Origin of the sequence: Pseudomonas sp. BNK-15, assembly GCF_047456105.1 — a bacterium.
GTDB lineage: Bacteria > Pseudomonadota > Gammaproteobacteria > Pseudomonadales > Pseudomonadaceae > Aquipseudomonas > Aquipseudomonas putida_E.
Genome location: NZ_CP179898.1, coordinates 2640629 through 2656951, shown reverse-complemented (window position 1 = coordinate 2656951; position 16323 = coordinate 2640629). Strand labels below are relative to the sequence as shown.

The window sequence follows — 16323 nt, the reverse complement described above, 5'->3', positions numbered from 1 at the left end:
GTCACGCTTCCCTGCTGTAGTTACCCCATGGTGAGGGGAGCACATCCAAGTGAATTGTCCTACACGATGGCGTAGAGCCTAGTCGATTGACGAGGCAAATCGCCACCACTGCGTCGGCGATTTACACAGTTTTCTCAAACAGGCGTTCGAAGCCTTTTGGCGCCAGTTTTCAGGCGTTATGCAAGCGTATGAATTCCAAGCACTTATAGGGCTCCAGCGCCCATTGGCGCACGCCTTCAAGTACTTGCTCGCTGGCTTCCTCGCGCTTGCGCTGGCTGTCAGCACTGAAGTTCATGCCCGGTTGCTTGGCATCGAACGCTGCCACTTCACGCAACCTCGGCACATCGCTGGGCATCACCCCGAACACTGGGGCCAGGCGCCCCCAGATGGCCTCAGGCAGTTCACTGTAGTTGACGGCAATGCCGCCGTGTTCCCGGCATAGCTGCAGGCCGGCCTTGAGGATCTCGCCTACTACCCGGCAGGTGTATTGCACCGTATCCATGCCCTTGCCGCTGCCCAGCAAGGTGTCCAGCAGCGAGGCGCCAAGCAGGCCCGGCACCCGGTGCATGCCGGCCTGGCGCAACTGCGAGACAACGATCTCCAGTGGGTCGCGATAGAGGAAGATCCTCGGCACTTCGGGGTACAGTTCGGCCAGTAAGGGCGCCTCGAACACGTTCCAGGCATCAAGCTTGATCACCAACTGGCGCTCATCGCCCTGGCGCCGCTGGCCGTAGGCTGAAAGCAGTGCGCGCACGCCTTCGGCCTGCCAGTCCTTGGCGCCTGGGTCCTGCAGCGATGCCCTCAGCAGGTTGTCCAGGGGTGGCGGCTCACTGAGCACGATGTTGCGCGCCTGGCTGGCCAACAGTTGTGCGATCAGCGTGGAGCCACATCGCGAGGCATGGAACACCAGCACCGAAGGTGCCAGGCCTGGGCTGCGCACTTGCCAGTCCAACAGTGCCTGCAAGTTGGTGTCGCGGCGCAGGGCCTGGTTGAACGGCAGGCGTAAGGCCTGATCGACGTCGTCTCGGAAAAACGGCCTGGTCAGGGGCTGCTGGCCAAACCAGCACCAGTCCAGGCGCCAATCACCCTTGTCACGCCACAGGCGAATCGGCATCCAGCCGTGAAAACTGCCTGACGCATTCAGATTCGCCATTGATCGCTCCATGCTTGCTTGCCTTGGCGCATGGCACTCAGCACCTCGGCTTCGGAAAACACCAGGCCCATGGTTGCACCGAGGGCAATGGCCGCTGCCACGAATGCCCGTGGATCGTCCAGTGTCTGCAGGCTGGCTGCCAGTGCAGGGGTATGCGCCACTTGCTCACGAAAGCGCTCGAAAGCCTGCCCTGCCCGCCCCGGGCTCAATGCCGGGGTTCGTGCCCGCCCCTGTTCGATCAACCCGAGCAGCCAGTTGTCGGCCAAGCAGTCGAGCACCAGGTGGATACGCTCACCGGGGCCGGGGTTGTGCACCCGATGCGCACGTGACAGGTCGACGAACCAGCACTCGCCAGCCTGCATGGGGACCTGCAGGCCGTCGACGATAAACTCGACGCCCGGTGGGCTCAGCAGTGGCACATGCAGGCGCAGGCAGCCTCCAGGGCGCCCCAGGTCCGGGTCGCGGTGCTCGTGAATCCGCGCGCCCTCGCCCAGGCGCAGCAGACGTGCGGCCTGCAGGGATGCGCGAAATGGCGCCAGCGCGGCCTGCCACGCGGTCTCATGGCGCCACCAGTCCTGCCTCACGGGCGCGCCCCGGCCCGGTGCAAGCGGCACAGGAGCATCCTCGGCACTGACCAGCGCCACACCGCTCCAGTCGCCCTCGTGATAACCGCGGTTGAAATGCGCCTGCCAGGCCCCTGCCTCCACCCGTGCCAAAGCCTGCAGCAATGCCGGCAGGTCCATGGCAAGGGGCAGTCGGGAACATAGCGGCAGCGAGACTTCGCTCATGGCTGCTCCTTGCAGTGAATTCGCACTAGAAACCACTCTCACGCACGCCCAAGGCCGCCAACCGGCGCCAGGCAGCGCCCAGCAGCGATTCGCGGGCACCCTCGAGCACCACCACCCCACGCAACGGCTGGGCCACGTCAGCCACATCCGTCAGCGGGCTCAGGCGCACCCCGTACTGCGCCTGCAGCGGCTGGGCCCGCTGTTGGCCATCGCGGCGTACGGCCACCGGGCCATGCCGGTCAGACGCCAGCGCCTGCAGTTCCAGCGCGGCAACCCCGGTAGCATCCACCTGCTCCACGCGCACGGGCAACGCCGCCCGCGCCGGGTCATCGGCAATGAAGCGCCCTTCACTGCCAGCCGCCACGCGCCACAAATCGGCCTCGCCCAAGTAACCACGCAGGCGCACCCCCGGTTCGACGACCCGCCCCAGGGCCTGGCCTGTATTGACCCACTGCCCCGCCTGCAGGTCCCTGGGCATGTCGCGCCACACTCCCGCACCCGGCGCGCGCAATTGCAAGCGTTCACGCTGCGCGGCAAGGCCACGGTACTCGGCCACTGCCTCGGCCAGTTGCTGCTCGAGCACCCCGGCATCGCTGGCGGTAGCGCTGCGCCCGGACTGACGGCGTAACAGCAACTGCAGAATTTCTATTTCGCGGCGCACGATCTTCAGGCGCGAATCCAGGTCCGGCGATTCCAGCTCCAGCAGCAACTGCCCCTGAGCGACCGTCTGGCCATCGTGCACCTGCAACTGCTTCACTCGCGCCGCCACAGGTGCATGCAAGGCACTCACCCGCGACGCCTCGAGCATCGCCGGCACCTCCACTGCACCGCGCCAAGGCACGGCCAGCAGCGCCAGCAGCAGCATCAACCCCAGGCCAAGCCCCAGCGCCTTGCGCGGCTGGGCCTGGTCACGGCGCAGCCACCACTGCTGCAGCTCCTTGCATACCGGCAAGCCGATGAACCACACCAGTTCCACCAGCATGAGGAAGATGCCCAGCACCTTGAAGAACAGGTGATACACCGCCAGGGCGATACCAAAGAACAACAGCGCACGCCAGACCCAGGCGCCATAGCCCCATATCAACAGGCGCTGGCGCATTACCGGTGGCCACGGCTCGGGCATCGTCTCGCCATAGCCGAACAACGCCTCGCGCAAGCGCCACCGGCACAGGGCAAACGCGCGTTGCTGCAGGTTTTCCACGCCTAACAGGTCACTGACCAGAAAGTACCCGTCAAAGCGCATGAACGGGTTGAGGTTGACCAGCAAGGTAGTGATCCACGTGGCACTGGCCAGCATGAACGCTGCGGTGCGTAGCGGCCCATCGGGCAGCAGCGACCAGGCCAGCAGTGCCAACACCGCCAGTACCAGCTCGGCGAATACGCCACCTGCATCTATCAGCAGCCGGGAGCGCCGGTCGCTGACGCGCCAGGCATCGCTGACATCGGTGTAGAACATCGGCAGCAGTACCATGAACGCCAGCCCCATGCTCTGCACACGACAGCCCGCGCGCTTGGCCATGTAGGCATGGCCGAACTCGTGGCATAGCTTGGCGAAAGCCAGGGCCAGGCCAAAGGCGAGCATGCCGCCGAGGCTGAACAGGTGCGGGAACGTGGCGATGAAGCGCGACCAGTCACGAATCACCAGAAACAGGCCAAGCACCAGCAGCGCCGGCAGGCCAACGCGCAGCAGCCAGCCACCATGGCGCTCGAGCAGCGGCCAGGTACGGTTGAGGAAGGCATCCGGGCGCCACAGCGGGATGCGGAAGAACAGGTACTGGTGCAACGCTTTGTGCCACAGCCCCTGTTGGCTGGCGGCGGCCTTCACGGCATAGCTCTGGCGCTGCTTGGGATCGTTGGCGCTGAGCAGGTCGTGGTGGCCGAGAAACGCCAATAGGTCCTCCACCGCCTGAGTATCCAGGGGCAGGCCCGGCTCGGCATTGGCAGCTGCCAGCACCCGTTGCGGCTCACCCAGCGGCCAGTGGCGGAGCAAACGCACCGCTGCCGCGCCGAGCTTGAAATAACGGCCGCGCAACGGGTCGGCCAAGGTCCATTGCGGGGCACCGTCCAACGCCGGTGCCGCTGGCGAGAGCTGCAGGTCCGCACGCAGCGCCGGCAACATTACAGGCCCAGCCCTTGGCGCAGGGCCGCCAGAGGCCGGCGCAGCAGGTAATAGGCCAATGGCGCGCGTTCGCCGTACAGCTTCGCCGTACCGCGCAGGCCAATGCGTGGTGAGGCCTCGACGAAGGTCGCATCCAGCCGGTAGGCAAGCTGCCCGGCGGCGGTGGTTTGCGCCTCGTAGGCAGCACGTTCAAGCTGCGCCACGTGCCGATGCAGTGGGTCACTGTCAAGGAACAGCGCCACCTCGGCCCCCGGCTGCAGGGCGATGGCATCGCCCACCGGCAACTCTAGGCGCAGTTCGGCCTGCACTGGGTCGGCCAGTTGCATCAGCCGCTCGCCGGTCTGCACCGGTTTGCCAGTCCAGCGCTCGGCATCGGCGAACACAGCGATGCCGTCACGTTCGGCGCGGATCTCGCTGCGCGCCAGCAACTGGTGTGCATAGTCGAGTTCGGCGCGTTTCTGTTCGACGCGTGCGGCCAGCAAGTCCAGGCGCGCGCTAGAGTCGGCATCGGTAAAGGCGCGCTGGGCACTGACCTTGAGTTCGGCCTCCGCCACGCCCAAGGTGCGTGCGGCGACATCGGCCTGGGCCTTGAGGGCGGTGGCATCAAAGCGCACCAGCAAATCCCCCGCTGTCACACGCTGGTTGGGTTTGACCAGGAACTCGGCCACCACCCCGTCCAGCGGCGCCGCCACCACCCAGCCACCGCGCGGCACCACCTCGGCCGGCGCCAGCACCGACTGGCGCACCGGCAGCAAAAGCAACAGCAGCGCGGCCGCCAGCACCGCCAGCAAGCGCCGCCGCGGCCAGCGCAGGCGCCAAGGGCGCACCGGGTTCAGCGCCTGCCAGGCATGCGCATAAGTTTCCCCCAACTGCACCAGCAAGGCCTGCTCGGCGGCGTTGAACGCCTGCTCGCGGGCCAGCCACAAGCCGCCGAAGGCCTCACCCTTGCGGTCGTGCAATGGCAACCAAAAGGCTTGCCCAGCCGACAACGCCTGCCAGTCGGCGAGTGTCTGGGCATCCAGCACGCTTGGCTCGACCTCGCCGGCTTGCCCTGCGACACCCGCTGCCTGCAACTTGCCCACGGCACGTTCGACAAAGGCCACGAACGGTGCATTGGCTTCCACCACGCTGATGCCTGTCAGCGCCTGCACCTTGCCGGCGATCAGTAACGCGGCATGGCGAAAACCAAACATCGCCTGGCCGTCGTTGACCATGGCATACGCCAGCTGCTCGGTACTGGTGGCCTGGCGCGCCTGGCGCTGCAGCCCCAGAAACAAGGCGAAGGCCCGCTCCGCCGTACCATGGGCAGCGGCGGTCATGGCTGCTGCGCAAAGCTGGCCGTACCGCTCATGCCCGCCAGCAAACCGTGAGCGTCTGCGGGCAGTTCGCCGATCAGCAGCAGCGTCTGGCTGCCTTCATCGATTCGCGCGCCCACACGCTTGACCGTGGCGCCCAGCGGCTGACCGGTTTCATCCGGGGTGAACTGAAAGCTTTGCCCAGGCTTGAGCCTGGCCAGCCAGCGCGAAGGCACCAGCAGCTGGATTTCCAGCGAACGATTGTCCACCACCTCCACCAGCGGTGCGCCGTTGGCGACGCTTTCGTGAGGCTGGGCACGGCGTTGTACCACTCGCCCGTCGAACGGGGCGGTGACCACACAGCGCTTGACCTGCACTTGGTAGACCTGGGCTTCGGCCTGGGCCTGGGCTTGCTTGGCCTCAGCCAGCGATACCTCGAACTGCCCCACCGATTTCAATGCGGCCAGTTGACGGTTGTGGTTGAGCTCTTCGCGGCTTGCGCGCACCGCCGCTTGAGCGGCATTGAGCTGGGCCTGGTAGGCCGAGCAGTCGAAGCGCGCCAGGGTGCTGCCCTTCTTGAAGGCCTCGCCATCAGCATAAGGCATCTCGACGATACGCCCGGCCAGCTCACTGGCCAGCACTGCCTGGTGACGCGCGCGCAACACGCCACGGGCGCTGTGCTCGGCGCCCGTATTGCCGACGCTCGGCGTGTCCAGCAGCGGGTCGCCTGATGCTTCATTGGCCAGCGCCAGTGGCAGGTGCAACATACTCAAGGCCAAGGCCAGTCGAATCCCACGACACATGTTGCACACTCCCTTGCAAGCTAGGAGACCGGAGTGTACGAAAAAAGTGATGGCACGGATACATCACGCCGAACGGTCCATGGTGGCCGATCAACCCGGCCACCATGGAGGTATCACCGCCGCCGCTCAACCGAGCGAGCGCACCCCCGCCGCCTGTCGTTCATGACCGCGCGCGGTGACGATGCCAAGGAAGGAAATGAAGATCGCCAGGCTCAATGTAGCGGTCACCTCCACCCGGTGCTCGGGCGTGTACATCATCACCGCCAGCGCCCCGCCAATGAAAATGATCACCGCCCAGGTCAGCCAAGGGAACAGCCACATGCGGAATTTCAGTTCCGCGTTTTCACGCTCCAGGCGGCGGCGCATGCGCAGCTGGGAGATGGCGATGACCATGTAAACCAGCAGCGCAATGGCGCCGGAGCTGGCCAGCAGGAACTCGAACACACCCTTGGGTGCGAAGTAGTTGAGGATGGCGATGGCCGCGCCGATCAGGGTGCTGCCGAACACGGCAGCGCGTGGCACGCCGACCTTGGAGGTCTTGTTGAGGAAGGCCGGTGCATCACCACGCTTGGCCAGGGAGTACATCATCCGCGAAGCGATATAGATCGACGAGTTCATGCAGCTGGTCACCGCCACCAGCACCACCAGGTCGACCATGAAGGCGGCATTGGGGATGTTCATGATTTCCAGCGCCCGCTGGTAAGAACCCACCACCGCAAGCTGCGGGTCGTTCCACGGCACGATCGAGATGATCACGAAAATCGACAGGATGTAGAAGGTACTGATGCGCCAGATCACAGAGCGCGTGGCCTTGGCGATGTTACGCGACGGGTCGCTGGATTCGGAGGCGGCAATGGTCACCGCTTCTGTGCCGATGAAGCTGAACATCACGGTGATGAACGCGCCGATCACGGCAGACCAGCCATTAGGCGCAAAGCCGCCGTAGGCGCTCATCAACCCGCTCAACCCGCTGACTTCGCGGTTGGGCAACCAGCCCATCAGGGCCGCAAAGCCCAAGCCGATGAAGCAAAGGATTGCCGTGACTTTGAGAATGGCGAACCAGAACTCGAACTCACCGTACTTGGCCACGCTGAACAGGTTGGTGCACGCCAGTAGCAGTACGGAACCGAGGGCGAAGATCCAGCTGTCCACCTGTGGGAACCAGGCGTTGAGCACATGCCCGGCGGCCAGTGCTTCGATCGGGATCACCAACACCCAGAACCACCAGTACAGCCAGCCGATGGTGTAGCCGGCCCAGCGGCCGATGGCCTGGTCGGCATAGGTGGAGAACGAACCGGTGTCGGGGTGCGCCACGGCCATTTCGCCGAGCATGCGCATGACCAGCACCACCAGGGTCCCGGCCACGAAGTAAGAAACAATGGTGGCTGGCCCGGCTGCCGCGATGGCGTGCCCGGAGCCGACGAAAAGACCGGCGCCGATGATGCCCGCGATGGACAGCATCGTTACATGACGTGGCTTGAAACCTTGTGCAAGGTTGCCATCAGTTCCCACGGTGTTCATTGATGTTGTTCTCTTTTTGCTGACACAAGGAAGGACGGGCAGGCGTAGGCGAAAATATCTCCTTTGGATTCAATGAGTCGACACCTTGCTTGCGCGCTGTTGTTGATCTTTGGCGCGCGTCACAAAGCAGGGCGTCAGTGCGGTTCGGGGTTCATTTAAGCCGGCTGAGGCTGCAGGAAATTACACGAGAACGCCTCGCAACTGTTCGATCACGACAGCGCTTTTCCATAAACGTCAGATGTCGTGGATGGCATGTCCAGACGCGCCTGATGGCCATTTGAGGGTTTTGTTTTTCATCTGGGTATGCGTAACAGGTACAAAAAAGCCCCGGTCACCCGGGGCCTCTGTTGCTCAGGCGTCTGCCTACGCCTGCCCCGTCCGTTCGAAGCGCCGGGCCAGCAACAGGTAAGCGAAGATCCCCAGCACGCCGTGGGCGGCTACGAACCAAAGTGCGTTGTCGAAGGAGCCGGTGCTGGCCACTACGTAGCCGATCACCAGCGGGGTGACGATGCCGGCAATGTTGCCGATGCCGTTGAACACGCCACCGCACAGGCCGACCATTTTCTTCGGTGCCACATCCGACAGCACCGCCCAACCCACCGCTGCCAGGCCCTTGCCGAAGAATGCCAAGGTCATCAGGGCAATTACCGCCGCGTTGCCATCCACGTAATTGGCCAGCACCAAGGTGGTGGACAACGCCATGCCGATCACGAACGGCGTCTTGCGCGCCCTGGACGGGTGCACGCCACGGCGGATCAGCCAGTCGGACACGAAGCCCCCAAGGATACCGCCGGTAAAGCCGCAGATCGCCGGCAACGCGGCCACCCAGCCGGCCTCCATGATGGTCATGCCACGGCCCTTGATCAGGTAGATCGGGAACCAGGTGATGAAGAAATAGGTGAGCGCGGTAATGCAGTACTGCCCCAGGTAGACCGCCCACAGGTTGCGGCTGGTGAACAGCTGCGCAAGCTCCGCGCGGGTCGGTTTGCTCTTGGCCGTCTTGCGCTCTTTTTCCAGGTCGACCAGCGCTCCGCCTTCACGCATGTAGTCGAACTCTTCACGGCTCAACCCTGGTGCGCTGTGCGGCTCATGGTAAAGGCGGAACCACACCACGCTCAGCAGCAGGCCGAGCACGCCCATCCAGATGAATACCTGCTCCCAGCTCATCGTGTGGGTCATCCACGCCATCAGCGGCGCGAACACCACCACTGCCATGTACTGCGCCGAGTTGAACAGCGCCGATGCGGTACCGCGCTCGCGGGTGGGGAACCAGCAACTGACGATGCGCGAGTTGGCCGGGAATGCCGGTGACTCCACCAGGCCGAGCATGAAACGCATGGAGAACAACGCCACCGCAGCCGACACACCGGCCAGGCCCAGCCAGCCCACTGTGCCTTGCAGCAGGGTGAACAGCGACCAGAGAATCAGGCTGATGCCATACACGCGGCGTGCACCGAAGCGGTCCAGCAACCAGCCGCCGGGTACCTGGCCGAGGGCGTAGGCCCAGGCGAAGGCAGAGAAGATCATACCGAGCATGACCGGGTCCAGGCCGAGGTCGTTGAGTACCTCGGTGCCAGTGATCGACAGGGTGGCGCGGTCGGCATAGTTGATGACCGTGATGACAAAGATCAGCGCCAGGACAAGGAAGCGATGGCGGCCGATTGCGGCGACGGCCTGCGGTGCGGCGACGGCGGATTTGCTGTTCATGTGTACCCTCTTGCTTCTCGATGGAAGCGATTGTTCTTGTGCAGAGAAGGTGTGGCCTTGTGGTGTCGCTAGTGGCCCTATCGCCGGCAAGCCGGCGCCTACAGGCACATCACCGGGCTGCAAAGCAGTGGGCTCCCAGTGGGAGCCGGCTTGCCGGCGATGGGGTTACGCGCAGTTCGGTGGCACCTCGCCGCGGAAACAGGCTGCGAGGTTGTCCAGCACCATTTGCCCCATTTCCAGGCGGGTCTGCAGGGTGGCGCTGCCACGGTGCGGCTGTAGGCTGACCTGGTTGAGGTCACACAAAGCCGGTGGCACATGGGGTTCATCGACGAACACATCCAGCCCGGCACCGGCAATGCGCCGTTCGCGCAAGGCCTCGACCAGTGCGCCTTCATCCACCAACTTGCCGCGCGCCACGTTGATCAGGTAGCCCTGCGGACCCAGCGCGTCGAGCACCTCGGCGCTCACCAGCACCTTGCCGCCATCAGCCGAGGCCGCCACCACCAGCACATCCACAGAACGCGCCAGTTCGACCAGGTCAGCGACGAAGCGGTAGCCACAGCCGTGCTGTTCGCGCCGGCCGTTGTAGGCAATGTGCATGTCGAAGGCGGCAGCGCGGCGGGCAATGGCCTTGCCGACTTGCCCCAGGCCAACGATGCCCAGCGCACTACCACTGACCTTGCGCGCCAACGGCAGGTTGACCGTGCCCCACAAGCCATCACGCACCAGACGTTCACCTTCGCCCAGGCGGCGTAGTGTGTTGATGATCAACCCCATGGCCATATCGGCCACGTCATCGGTGAGCACCCCCGGGGTCGTGGTGACATGTATGCCGCGCTTCGCCGCGTGGTGCAGGTCGACAGCGTCGGTGCCGATGCCACTGATGGCGATGATCTGCAGCGCTGGCAGCTGATCCATCAGCGCATTGGCCAAGCCTTTGGCGCCACCGGTGACCACCCCACGAATACGAGGGCCGACTTCATCGAGCAGTTGTTGAGGATTGTCATGTCGATACAGCCGATGCACCTGGTAGGCACTGACCAGTTGCGCATCGATGGCATCCGGTACCGGCTGGGTCAGCAGCAGCTCGACGGCTGCGGTGTTGTCGTTGTTCATCGTTGATATCCGGCAACTTCAAAGGTGTGACTCGATGCTAGGCCGGCATGCGATACAGGTCTAATATAGATAGTGGATCGAATAATTCAGGAATTGAATCATGGAGCTGCACCAGCTGCGCTGCTTCGTAGCGGTTGCCGAGGAGCTGCATTTCGGCCGTGCCGCCAGCCGCCTGCACATGACCCAACCGCCGTTGAGCCGGCAGATCCAGCTGTTGGAGCATTCGTTGGGGGTGCTGCTGCTCGAGCGCAACAACCGCCAGGCGCGGCTCACACTCGCCGGGCAGAGCTTTCTGGAAGATGCCCGGCGCATACTGCAGATCGCCGAATCGGCCAGCCAGTCGGCCCGGCGCATTGCCCATGGCGAGGCTGGCCGATTGACGCTGGGCTTCACAGCGGTCGGGGCCTACAGCATGATCCCGCGCCTGCTGGTGCACGCCGCCAAGACCGTACCCGACATCGAACTGGTGCTCAGCGAGCGCATCTCCGCAACCCAGGTGCATGACCTGGAGGCTGGGCTGATCGATGTCGGTCTGGTGCGCCAGGTACTGCCCAGCGCGCGCGTGGAGTACCTGCCGATCCACCGCGAGCCCTTCGTCGCTGCCCTGCCCGACGGGCATGCACTGGCAGCGCGCGAGCGGCTCAAGCCGACCGATTTCGATCAGCAGCCGTTCGTGATGTACAGCGCCAACGAGGGGCGCTACTTCCATGATCGCATCGCCAATCTGTTTGCCCGCCACGAGGTGCAGCCGCGTTATCTGCACCAACTGGGGCAGACGCATTCGATTCTGGGGTTGGTGAATGTCGGGCTGGGCTGTGCGGTGGTGCCGGCATCGGCGCAGGCGCTGCGGCTGGAGCAGGTGGTGTTCAAGCCACTGATGGGGATGGACCAGCAGGCGGAGATCTTTCTGGCGTATTGCCGGGATAATCCGAACCCAGTGCTGGGCGCGTTTGTGGCGATGGCTCGGGCATTTTTTGAGGCGGGGTGAGGGGGCTGCTGCGCAGCCCAATCGCCGGCAAGCCGACTCCCACAGGTACCCCGCTGCTCTCAAGCTCAGCGCAAACCCAGTGGGAGCCGGCTTGCCGGCGATAGGGCACCGGGCTTCAACGCACCAGGCAAGGCCGCTTGTTATCGAACGTCCAGCCGGGGATCAGGAACTGCATCGCCACACCGTCATCCCGCGCTCCCAGCCCCATGCTGCGGTAGCACTCATGGGCCTTGGCCAGTTGGTCTTCATCCAGCTCCACCCCCAGCCCGGGGCGCTCTGGCACATGCACATGGCCGTCGACGATGCGCAGCGGCTCGCGGGTAAGGCGCTGGCCGTCCTGCCAGATCCAGTGGGTGTCGATCGCCGTGATCTCACCCGGCGCCGCCGCAGCTACCTGGGTGAACATCGCCAATGAAATATCGAAGTGGTTGTTCGAATGCGAACCCCAGGTCAGGCCCCAGTCGTTGCACATCTGCGCCACCCGTACCGAGCCCTGCAAGGTCCAGAAGTGTGGGTCGGCCAAGGGGATGTCCACTGATTGCAACTGGATCGCATGGCCCATCTGGCGCCAGTCGGTGGCGATCATGTTGGTGGCGGTGGGCAAGCCGGTGGCACGGCGGAACTCGGCCATCACCTCACGGCCCGAATAGCCGTTTTCGGCACCGCACGGGTCTTCGGCGTAGGCCAGCACGTGGTGCTTGTCACGGCACAGGGCAATGGCCTCTTGCAATGACCAGGCGCCATTGGGGTCTAGCGTGATACGCGCTTCGGGGAAGCGCTCGGCCAGCGCCGTCACCGCCTCCATCTCCTCTTCGCCACGCAGCACGCCGCCCTTGAGCTTGAAGTCGCTGAAGCCATAGCGCTGCTTGGCGGCTTCAGCCAGGCGCACCACGGCCTCAGGGGTCAGTGCCTTCTCGTGACGCAGGCGGAACCAGTCATCATCGGCGTCGGCCTCATTGCGGTAAGCCAGGTCAGTCTGCTGGCGGTCACCGATATAGAACAGGTAGCCGAGCATTTTCACCGCGTCGCGCTGCTGGCCTTCACCGAGCAGCGCGGCCATGGGCACATTGAGGTGCTGGCCGAGCAAGTCCAGCAGCGCCGATTCGATGGCCGTCACCGCATGCACGGTAATGCGCAGGTCGAAGGTCTGCAGGCCACGCCCGCCGGCATCGCGGTTGGCGAAGGTCTGGCGCATGGCATTGAGCACACGCTGGTAGTGACCGATCGGCTGGCCGACCACCAGGCTGCGGGCATCTTCCAGGGTCTGGCGGATCTTCTCGCCGCCGGGCACTTCGCCCAGGCCCGTGTTGCCGGCGCTGTCACGCAGCACCACAACGTTACGGGTGAAGAACGGGCCATGGGCGCCACTGAGGTTGAGCAGCATGCTGTCATGGCCGGCTACCGGGATCACGCGCAGGTCGGTGACCACGGGGGTGCTGGTGTGGAGTGCGGGAGTCGTCTGCATGTTCATGGTTGTTGTCTCGCAGTCATCAGTGGGTCTGGCCCAAGGCCGAAGGGGCCTTGAGGTCATTGGAGGGGACGCCCTTTGGGCGAGTGCGCACGAAGAACACCGCAATGGCCGCCAGCACCGAGGTCACGGCCAGGCCGTACAGGCCACCCTGGATCGACCCGGTCTGCTGCTCGAGCAGGCCGAAGGTGGTGGGCGCGACGAAGCCGCCCAGGTTGCCCACCGAGTTGATCAGGGCGATCACCGCCGCAGCGATACGCGCGTCCAGATAGCCTTGGGGGATCGGCCAGAACAGTGACGAAGCCGACTTGAAACCGATGGCGGCAAAGCACACCGCGACAAAGGCGAACACCGGCCCGCCCGTGGTCGACATGAACATGCCGATGGCCGCGATCACCAGGGCAGCAGCCACCCAGGCCTGCTGGAACTTCCAGCGTGAGGAGCCAGCGGCGAAGGCATACATGGCCAGAATCGAGATCAGCCACGGGATGGAGTTGAAGAAGCCGACCTGCAGGTCGCTCAGGTCACCCATGCGTTTGATGATGCTGGGCAACCAGAATGTCGCGGCGTAGATGGTCAGCTGGATGCAGAAGTAGATCAGGCAGAACAGCACGATCTGGCGGTCCTTGAGCAGGCTCCAGGACGATACCTTGACGGCGCCGGTGGCTTCGCGCTCACGTTGCTCGCGGTCGATGGTATCGACCAACGCGTCCTGCTCGGCCTTGCTCAGCCACTTGGCGTCGTGCGGTTTGGAGTCGAGCCAGAAGAACACGAAGAAGCACAGCGTGACCGAGGCCATGCCCTCGATGAACAACATCCACTGCCAGCCATGCATGCCCAGGCCCTGGATCTGCATCAGCGCGCCGGCCAGTGGGCCGGAGATCAGCGAAGCCAGCGCCGAGCCGCTGAGGAAGATGGCAATCGCCTTGCCGCGTTCGGCACCTGGCAGCCAGCGGGTGAAGTAGTAGATCACCCCAGGGAAGAAGCCGGCCTCGGCAACACCGAGCAAAAAGCGCAGCACGTAGAACTGGGTTTCGTTCTGCACGAAGGCCATGGCCGTGGCCACCAGCCCCCAGGTGAACATGATGCGGGTCAGCCACAGGCGGGCGCCGACGCGCTGCAACAGCATGTTCGAGGGCACTTCGAACAGCGCATAGCCGATGAAGAACAACCCGGCACCAAAGCCATAGGCCGCAGCGCTGATGCCCAGGTCGCTTTCCAGGTGTGGCCGGACGAAGCCGATGTTGACGCGGTCGAGGTAGTTGACGATGAACATGATCACGAACAGCGGCAGGACGTGGCGCTTGACCTTGGCCACGGCGCTGGCCAGCACGTCGCCGCCGTTACGGGCAGACGGATCGAGGGTGTCGTTCACTTGTGTATCTCCCACTAATTGTTTTTGTGCGGGTCGAGGTGGTCTGACATGACAGTGGGCAGAGCATATGCGCGGCGAAGTTGTACGACAAGATGGCGATTGTCGTTAAAAACACAAAATACAAGCTTATAGATCGTATAAAAGCGGCGATAACGTTCCTAAGATCACTTTTCAGGTTACCCAGCGCCGCGAAAAAACAGGCAGAAAATATTTTTATCGGCTAACTTGTCGTACAAGATAACTCGCCAACCGGAGCGGCCCATGCCCCAGCAGCCCCGCAAAACAGGCCACAGCCGTGCCCACGACCTGGTCTCCAGCCTGACCCAGCAAATCCTGCTGGGCACCATCAAGCCGGGCGACAAACTGCCGTCGGAAAACACCCTGGTGCGCGAGCACGGTGTCAGCCGCACCGTGGTGCGTGAAGCCCTTTCGAAACTGCAGGCCTCCGGCCTGGTAGAACCGCGCCACGGAATTGGTACGTTCGTGATGGCGCGCCCGGCGCAGGCCGGGTTACGGGTGGGAGTGGAGAATGCCGCAAGCGTGCGCGACCTGCTGGAACTGCGCATCGGCCTCGAGGGCCAGGCAGCCGCCCTCGCCGCCGTGCGCCGCAACGAACAACACCTGGCACGCATGCGCCAGGCGCTGGACGATTATCAGGACCTCGCCGCGGCCGGTGACAGTTGCATCGAAGCGGACCGCCGCTTTCACCTGCTGATCGCCGAGGCCACCGGCAACCTGTACTTCAGCGAGATGATGGCGCAGCTGGGCAATGGCCTGATTCCTCGCAACCGCATGGCCATCGCCGAACGCGCCGGGGCCAACCTGGCCCGGCATGCCTACCTGGCCAACCTGGAGCATGAGGCGATTCTCAACGCCATTGGCCGGCAGGACCCGGATGCGGCGCGGGCGGCGATCTGCCTGCATCTGTCCAACAGCCGGGACCGCTTGTTGCCGGACTAAGACCGGCGACTACCAGGTCAGGCAGATCTTGCCGAAATGCCGGTTGCTCTCCTGGTAGCGGAACGCTTCGACGATCTGCTCCAGCTCAAAATGCTTGTCCACCACAGGCAGCAAGCCGTTGGCGTCGATCGCCCGGACCATCGCCTGCTGCTGCGCGCGGCTACCCACCAGCACGCCCTGCAGACGGATCTGCCGAACCAGCGCCTGAACCAGCGGCAACTGCCCGGCGACACCGGTAAGGATGCCGATCAATGACACATGGCCGCCGATCCGTGCGGCAATCATCGACTGCTCCAGCGTCGCCGGCCCGCCTACCTCGATCACATGATCGACGCCACGGTTGCCGGTGAGCTCACGCACCTTCTCGCCCCAGGCCGGGGTGCTCTTGTAGTTGATCAGGTGGTCGGCGCCCAGGGCCTTGAGGCGTTCGAGCTTGGCATCGCTGGACGAGGTGGCGATTACCGTGGCGCCTGCCAGCTTGGCGAACTGCAGGGCGAAGATCGACACGCCGCCAGTGCCCTGTACCAGTACGGTGTCACCGGGCTTGAGGTGATCGTCGCTCATCAGCGCACGCCAGGCCGTGAGGCCGGCGGTCGTCAGGGTGGCGGCCTCGGCGTGGCTGTAGCCCTTGGGTGCCAGCGTGAAGGAGGTGGCGCGGGCGGTGACCTGTTCACGGGCGTAGCCGTCGATGCCGTCGCCCGGCACGCTGGCGAAGCCTTCGACCAGTGCCTGGCCATCGAGCCAGTCCGGGAAGAAGGTGCTGACCACGCTGTCGCCTACCTTGAACTCACTGACGCCCGCCCCGACAGCGGTCACTTCGCCAGCGCCATCGGCCATGGGAATGCGCCGCTCGCTCGGCCCCCACATGCCGCTGACCACGGCAAAGTCGTGGTAGTTGAGGGAGCTGGCGTGCAGGCGTACGGTGATCTCGCCGGGCTTGGGCGCAGCCGCCTCGCAGGTGCCGACTTCGACCTTGTCGTAGCCGCCGCCGGGTTGCACGTAGATGGCTTTATGGGTCATGGCTGGTTCT

13 protein-coding genes are annotated in these 16323 nt (G+C 64.4%); 2 read left to right on the top strand and 11 right to left on the bottom strand.

What is annotated here, in order from left to right:
- Positions 1-169: 169 nt before the first annotated feature.
- The 8 genes from ACMGF5_RS12165 to ACMGF5_RS12130 all read right to left on the bottom strand — a co-directional run bounded on the left by ACMGF5_RS12165 (position 170) and on the right by ACMGF5_RS12130 (position 10502).
- Positions 170-1153: a sulfotransferase family protein gene (locus ACMGF5_RS12165; RefSeq protein WP_119688227.1), complete on the bottom strand. Its 984-nt coding sequence runs from the start codon at positions 1151-1153 to the stop codon at positions 170-172.
- Positions 1141-1941: an aspartyl/asparaginyl beta-hydroxylase domain-containing protein gene (locus tag ACMGF5_RS12160; RefSeq protein WP_119688226.1), complete on the bottom strand. Its 801-nt coding sequence runs from the start codon at positions 1939-1941 to the stop codon at positions 1141-1143. Before ACMGF5_RS12160 ends, ACMGF5_RS12165 begins: the two co-directional genes overlap by 13 nt.
- 25 nt (positions 1942-1966) lie before the next feature.
- Complete coding sequence (locus tag ACMGF5_RS12155; RefSeq protein WP_119688225.1) at positions 1967-4060, bottom strand: biotin/lipoyl-binding protein; 2094 nt, start codon at positions 4058-4060, stop codon at positions 1967-1969.
- Positions 4060-5379 carry an HlyD family efflux transporter periplasmic adaptor subunit gene (locus ACMGF5_RS12150; protein ID WP_119688224.1) on the bottom strand — a complete coding sequence of 440 codons (1320 nt, stop codon included), beginning with the start codon at positions 5377-5379 and terminating at the stop codon, positions 4060-4062. The genes ACMGF5_RS12155 and ACMGF5_RS12150 overlap by 1 nt, the downstream gene beginning before the upstream one ends.
- Positions 5376-6122, bottom strand: a complete 747-nt coding sequence (locus ACMGF5_RS12145) for an efflux RND transporter periplasmic adaptor subunit (RefSeq protein WP_231386316.1) — start codon at positions 6120-6122, stop codon at positions 5376-5378. Before ACMGF5_RS12145 ends, ACMGF5_RS12150 begins: the two co-directional genes overlap by 4 nt.
- A gap of 162 nt (positions 6123-6284) precedes the next feature.
- Entirely contained in the window at positions 6285-7679 is a 1395-nt protein-coding gene (gabP, locus tag ACMGF5_RS12140) for a GABA permease (RefSeq protein WP_119688222.1), read from the bottom strand.
- 363 nt (positions 7680-8042) lie between these two features.
- A complete protein-coding gene (locus ACMGF5_RS12135) occupies positions 8043-9386 on the bottom strand; it encodes an MFS transporter (protein WP_119688221.1) in 1344 nt (447 codons plus the stop codon).
- 165 nt (positions 9387-9551) lie between these two features.
- Positions 9552-10502: a 2-hydroxyacid dehydrogenase gene (locus tag ACMGF5_RS12130; protein ID WP_119688220.1), complete on the bottom strand. Its 951-nt coding sequence runs from the start codon at positions 10500-10502 to the stop codon at positions 9552-9554.
- Positions 10503-10602: 100 nt separating this feature from the next.
- Between ACMGF5_RS12130 and ACMGF5_RS12125 the strand changes: the two genes are divergently transcribed.
- Complete coding sequence (locus ACMGF5_RS12125; protein ID WP_414157810.1) at positions 10603-11490, top strand: LysR substrate-binding domain-containing protein; 888 nt, start codon at positions 10603-10605, stop codon at positions 11488-11490.
- Between the two features lie 115 nt (positions 11491-11605).
- Here ACMGF5_RS12125 and gudD read toward each other — a convergent pair whose 3' ends face one another.
- Complete coding sequence (gene gudD / locus ACMGF5_RS12120) at positions 11606-12961, bottom strand: glucarate dehydratase (protein ID WP_119688218.1); 1356 nt, start codon at positions 12959-12961, stop codon at positions 11606-11608.
- Positions 12962-12980: 19 nt separating this feature from the next.
- A complete protein-coding gene (locus tag ACMGF5_RS12115; RefSeq protein ID WP_046785155.1) occupies positions 12981-14333 on the bottom strand; it encodes an MFS transporter in 1353 nt (450 codons plus the stop codon).
- A 261-nt stretch (positions 14334-14594) separates the two neighbouring features.
- Here ACMGF5_RS12115 and ACMGF5_RS12110 point away from each other — a divergent pair, with 261 nt between their 5' ends.
- Positions 14595-15293: a FadR/GntR family transcriptional regulator gene (locus ACMGF5_RS12110; RefSeq protein ID WP_012312597.1), complete on the top strand. Its 699-nt coding sequence runs from the start codon at positions 14595-14597 to the stop codon at positions 15291-15293.
- 9 nt (positions 15294-15302) lie between these two features.
- Here ACMGF5_RS12110 and ACMGF5_RS12105 read toward each other — a convergent pair whose 3' ends face one another.
- Positions 15303-16313, bottom strand: coding sequence for a zinc-dependent alcohol dehydrogenase family protein (locus ACMGF5_RS12105; protein ID WP_039603560.1), 1011 nt, complete (start codon positions 16311-16313; stop codon positions 15303-15305).
- Between the last annotated feature and the right edge of the window lie 10 nt (positions 16314-16323).

What these genes read in the sequence shown, in the direction of transcription:
- ACMGF5_RS12165 (WP_119688227.1), bottom strand. Translation starts at nt 1,153, where the DNA reads ATGGCGAATCTGAATGCGTCAGGCAGTTTTCACGGCTGGATGCCGATT.
- ACMGF5_RS12160 (WP_119688226.1), bottom strand. Translation starts at nt 1,941, where the DNA reads ATGAGCGAAGTCTCGCTGCCGCTATGTTCCCGACTGCCCCTTGCCATG.
- ACMGF5_RS12155 (WP_119688225.1), bottom strand. Translation starts at nt 4,060, where the DNA reads ATGTTGCCGGCGCTGCGTGCGGACCTGCAGCTCTCGCCAGCGGCACCG.
- ACMGF5_RS12150 (WP_119688224.1), bottom strand. Translation starts at nt 5,379, where the DNA reads ATGACCGCCGCTGCCCATGGTACGGCGGAGCGGGCCTTCGCCTTGTTT.
- ACMGF5_RS12145 (WP_231386316.1), bottom strand. Translation starts at nt 6,122, where the DNA reads ATGTTGCACCTGCCACTGGCGCTGGCCAATGAAGCATCAGGCGACCCG.
- gabP (WP_119688222.1), bottom strand. Translation starts at nt 7,679, where the DNA reads ATGAACACCGTGGGAACTGATGGCAACCTTGCACAAGGTTTCAAGCCA.
- ACMGF5_RS12135 (WP_119688221.1), bottom strand. Translation starts at nt 9,386, where the DNA reads ATGAACAGCAAATCCGCCGTCGCCGCACCGCAGGCCGTCGCCGCAATC.
- ACMGF5_RS12130 (WP_119688220.1), bottom strand. Translation starts at nt 10,502, where the DNA reads ATGAACAACGACAACACCGCAGCCGTCGAGCTGCTGCTGACCCAGCCG.
- ACMGF5_RS12125 (WP_414157810.1), top strand. Translation starts at nt 10,603, where the DNA reads ATGGAGCTGCACCAGCTGCGCTGCTTCGTAGCGGTTGCCGAGGAGCTG.
- gudD (WP_119688218.1), bottom strand. Translation starts at nt 12,961, where the DNA reads ATGAACATGCAGACGACTCCCGCACTCCACACCAGCACCCCCGTGGTC.
- ACMGF5_RS12110 (WP_012312597.1), top strand. Translation starts at nt 14,595, where the DNA reads ATGCCCCAGCAGCCCCGCAAAACAGGCCACAGCCGTGCCCACGACCTG.
- ACMGF5_RS12105 (WP_039603560.1), bottom strand. Translation starts at nt 16,313, where the DNA reads ATGACCCATAAAGCCATCTACGTGCAACCCGGCGGCGGCTACGACAAG.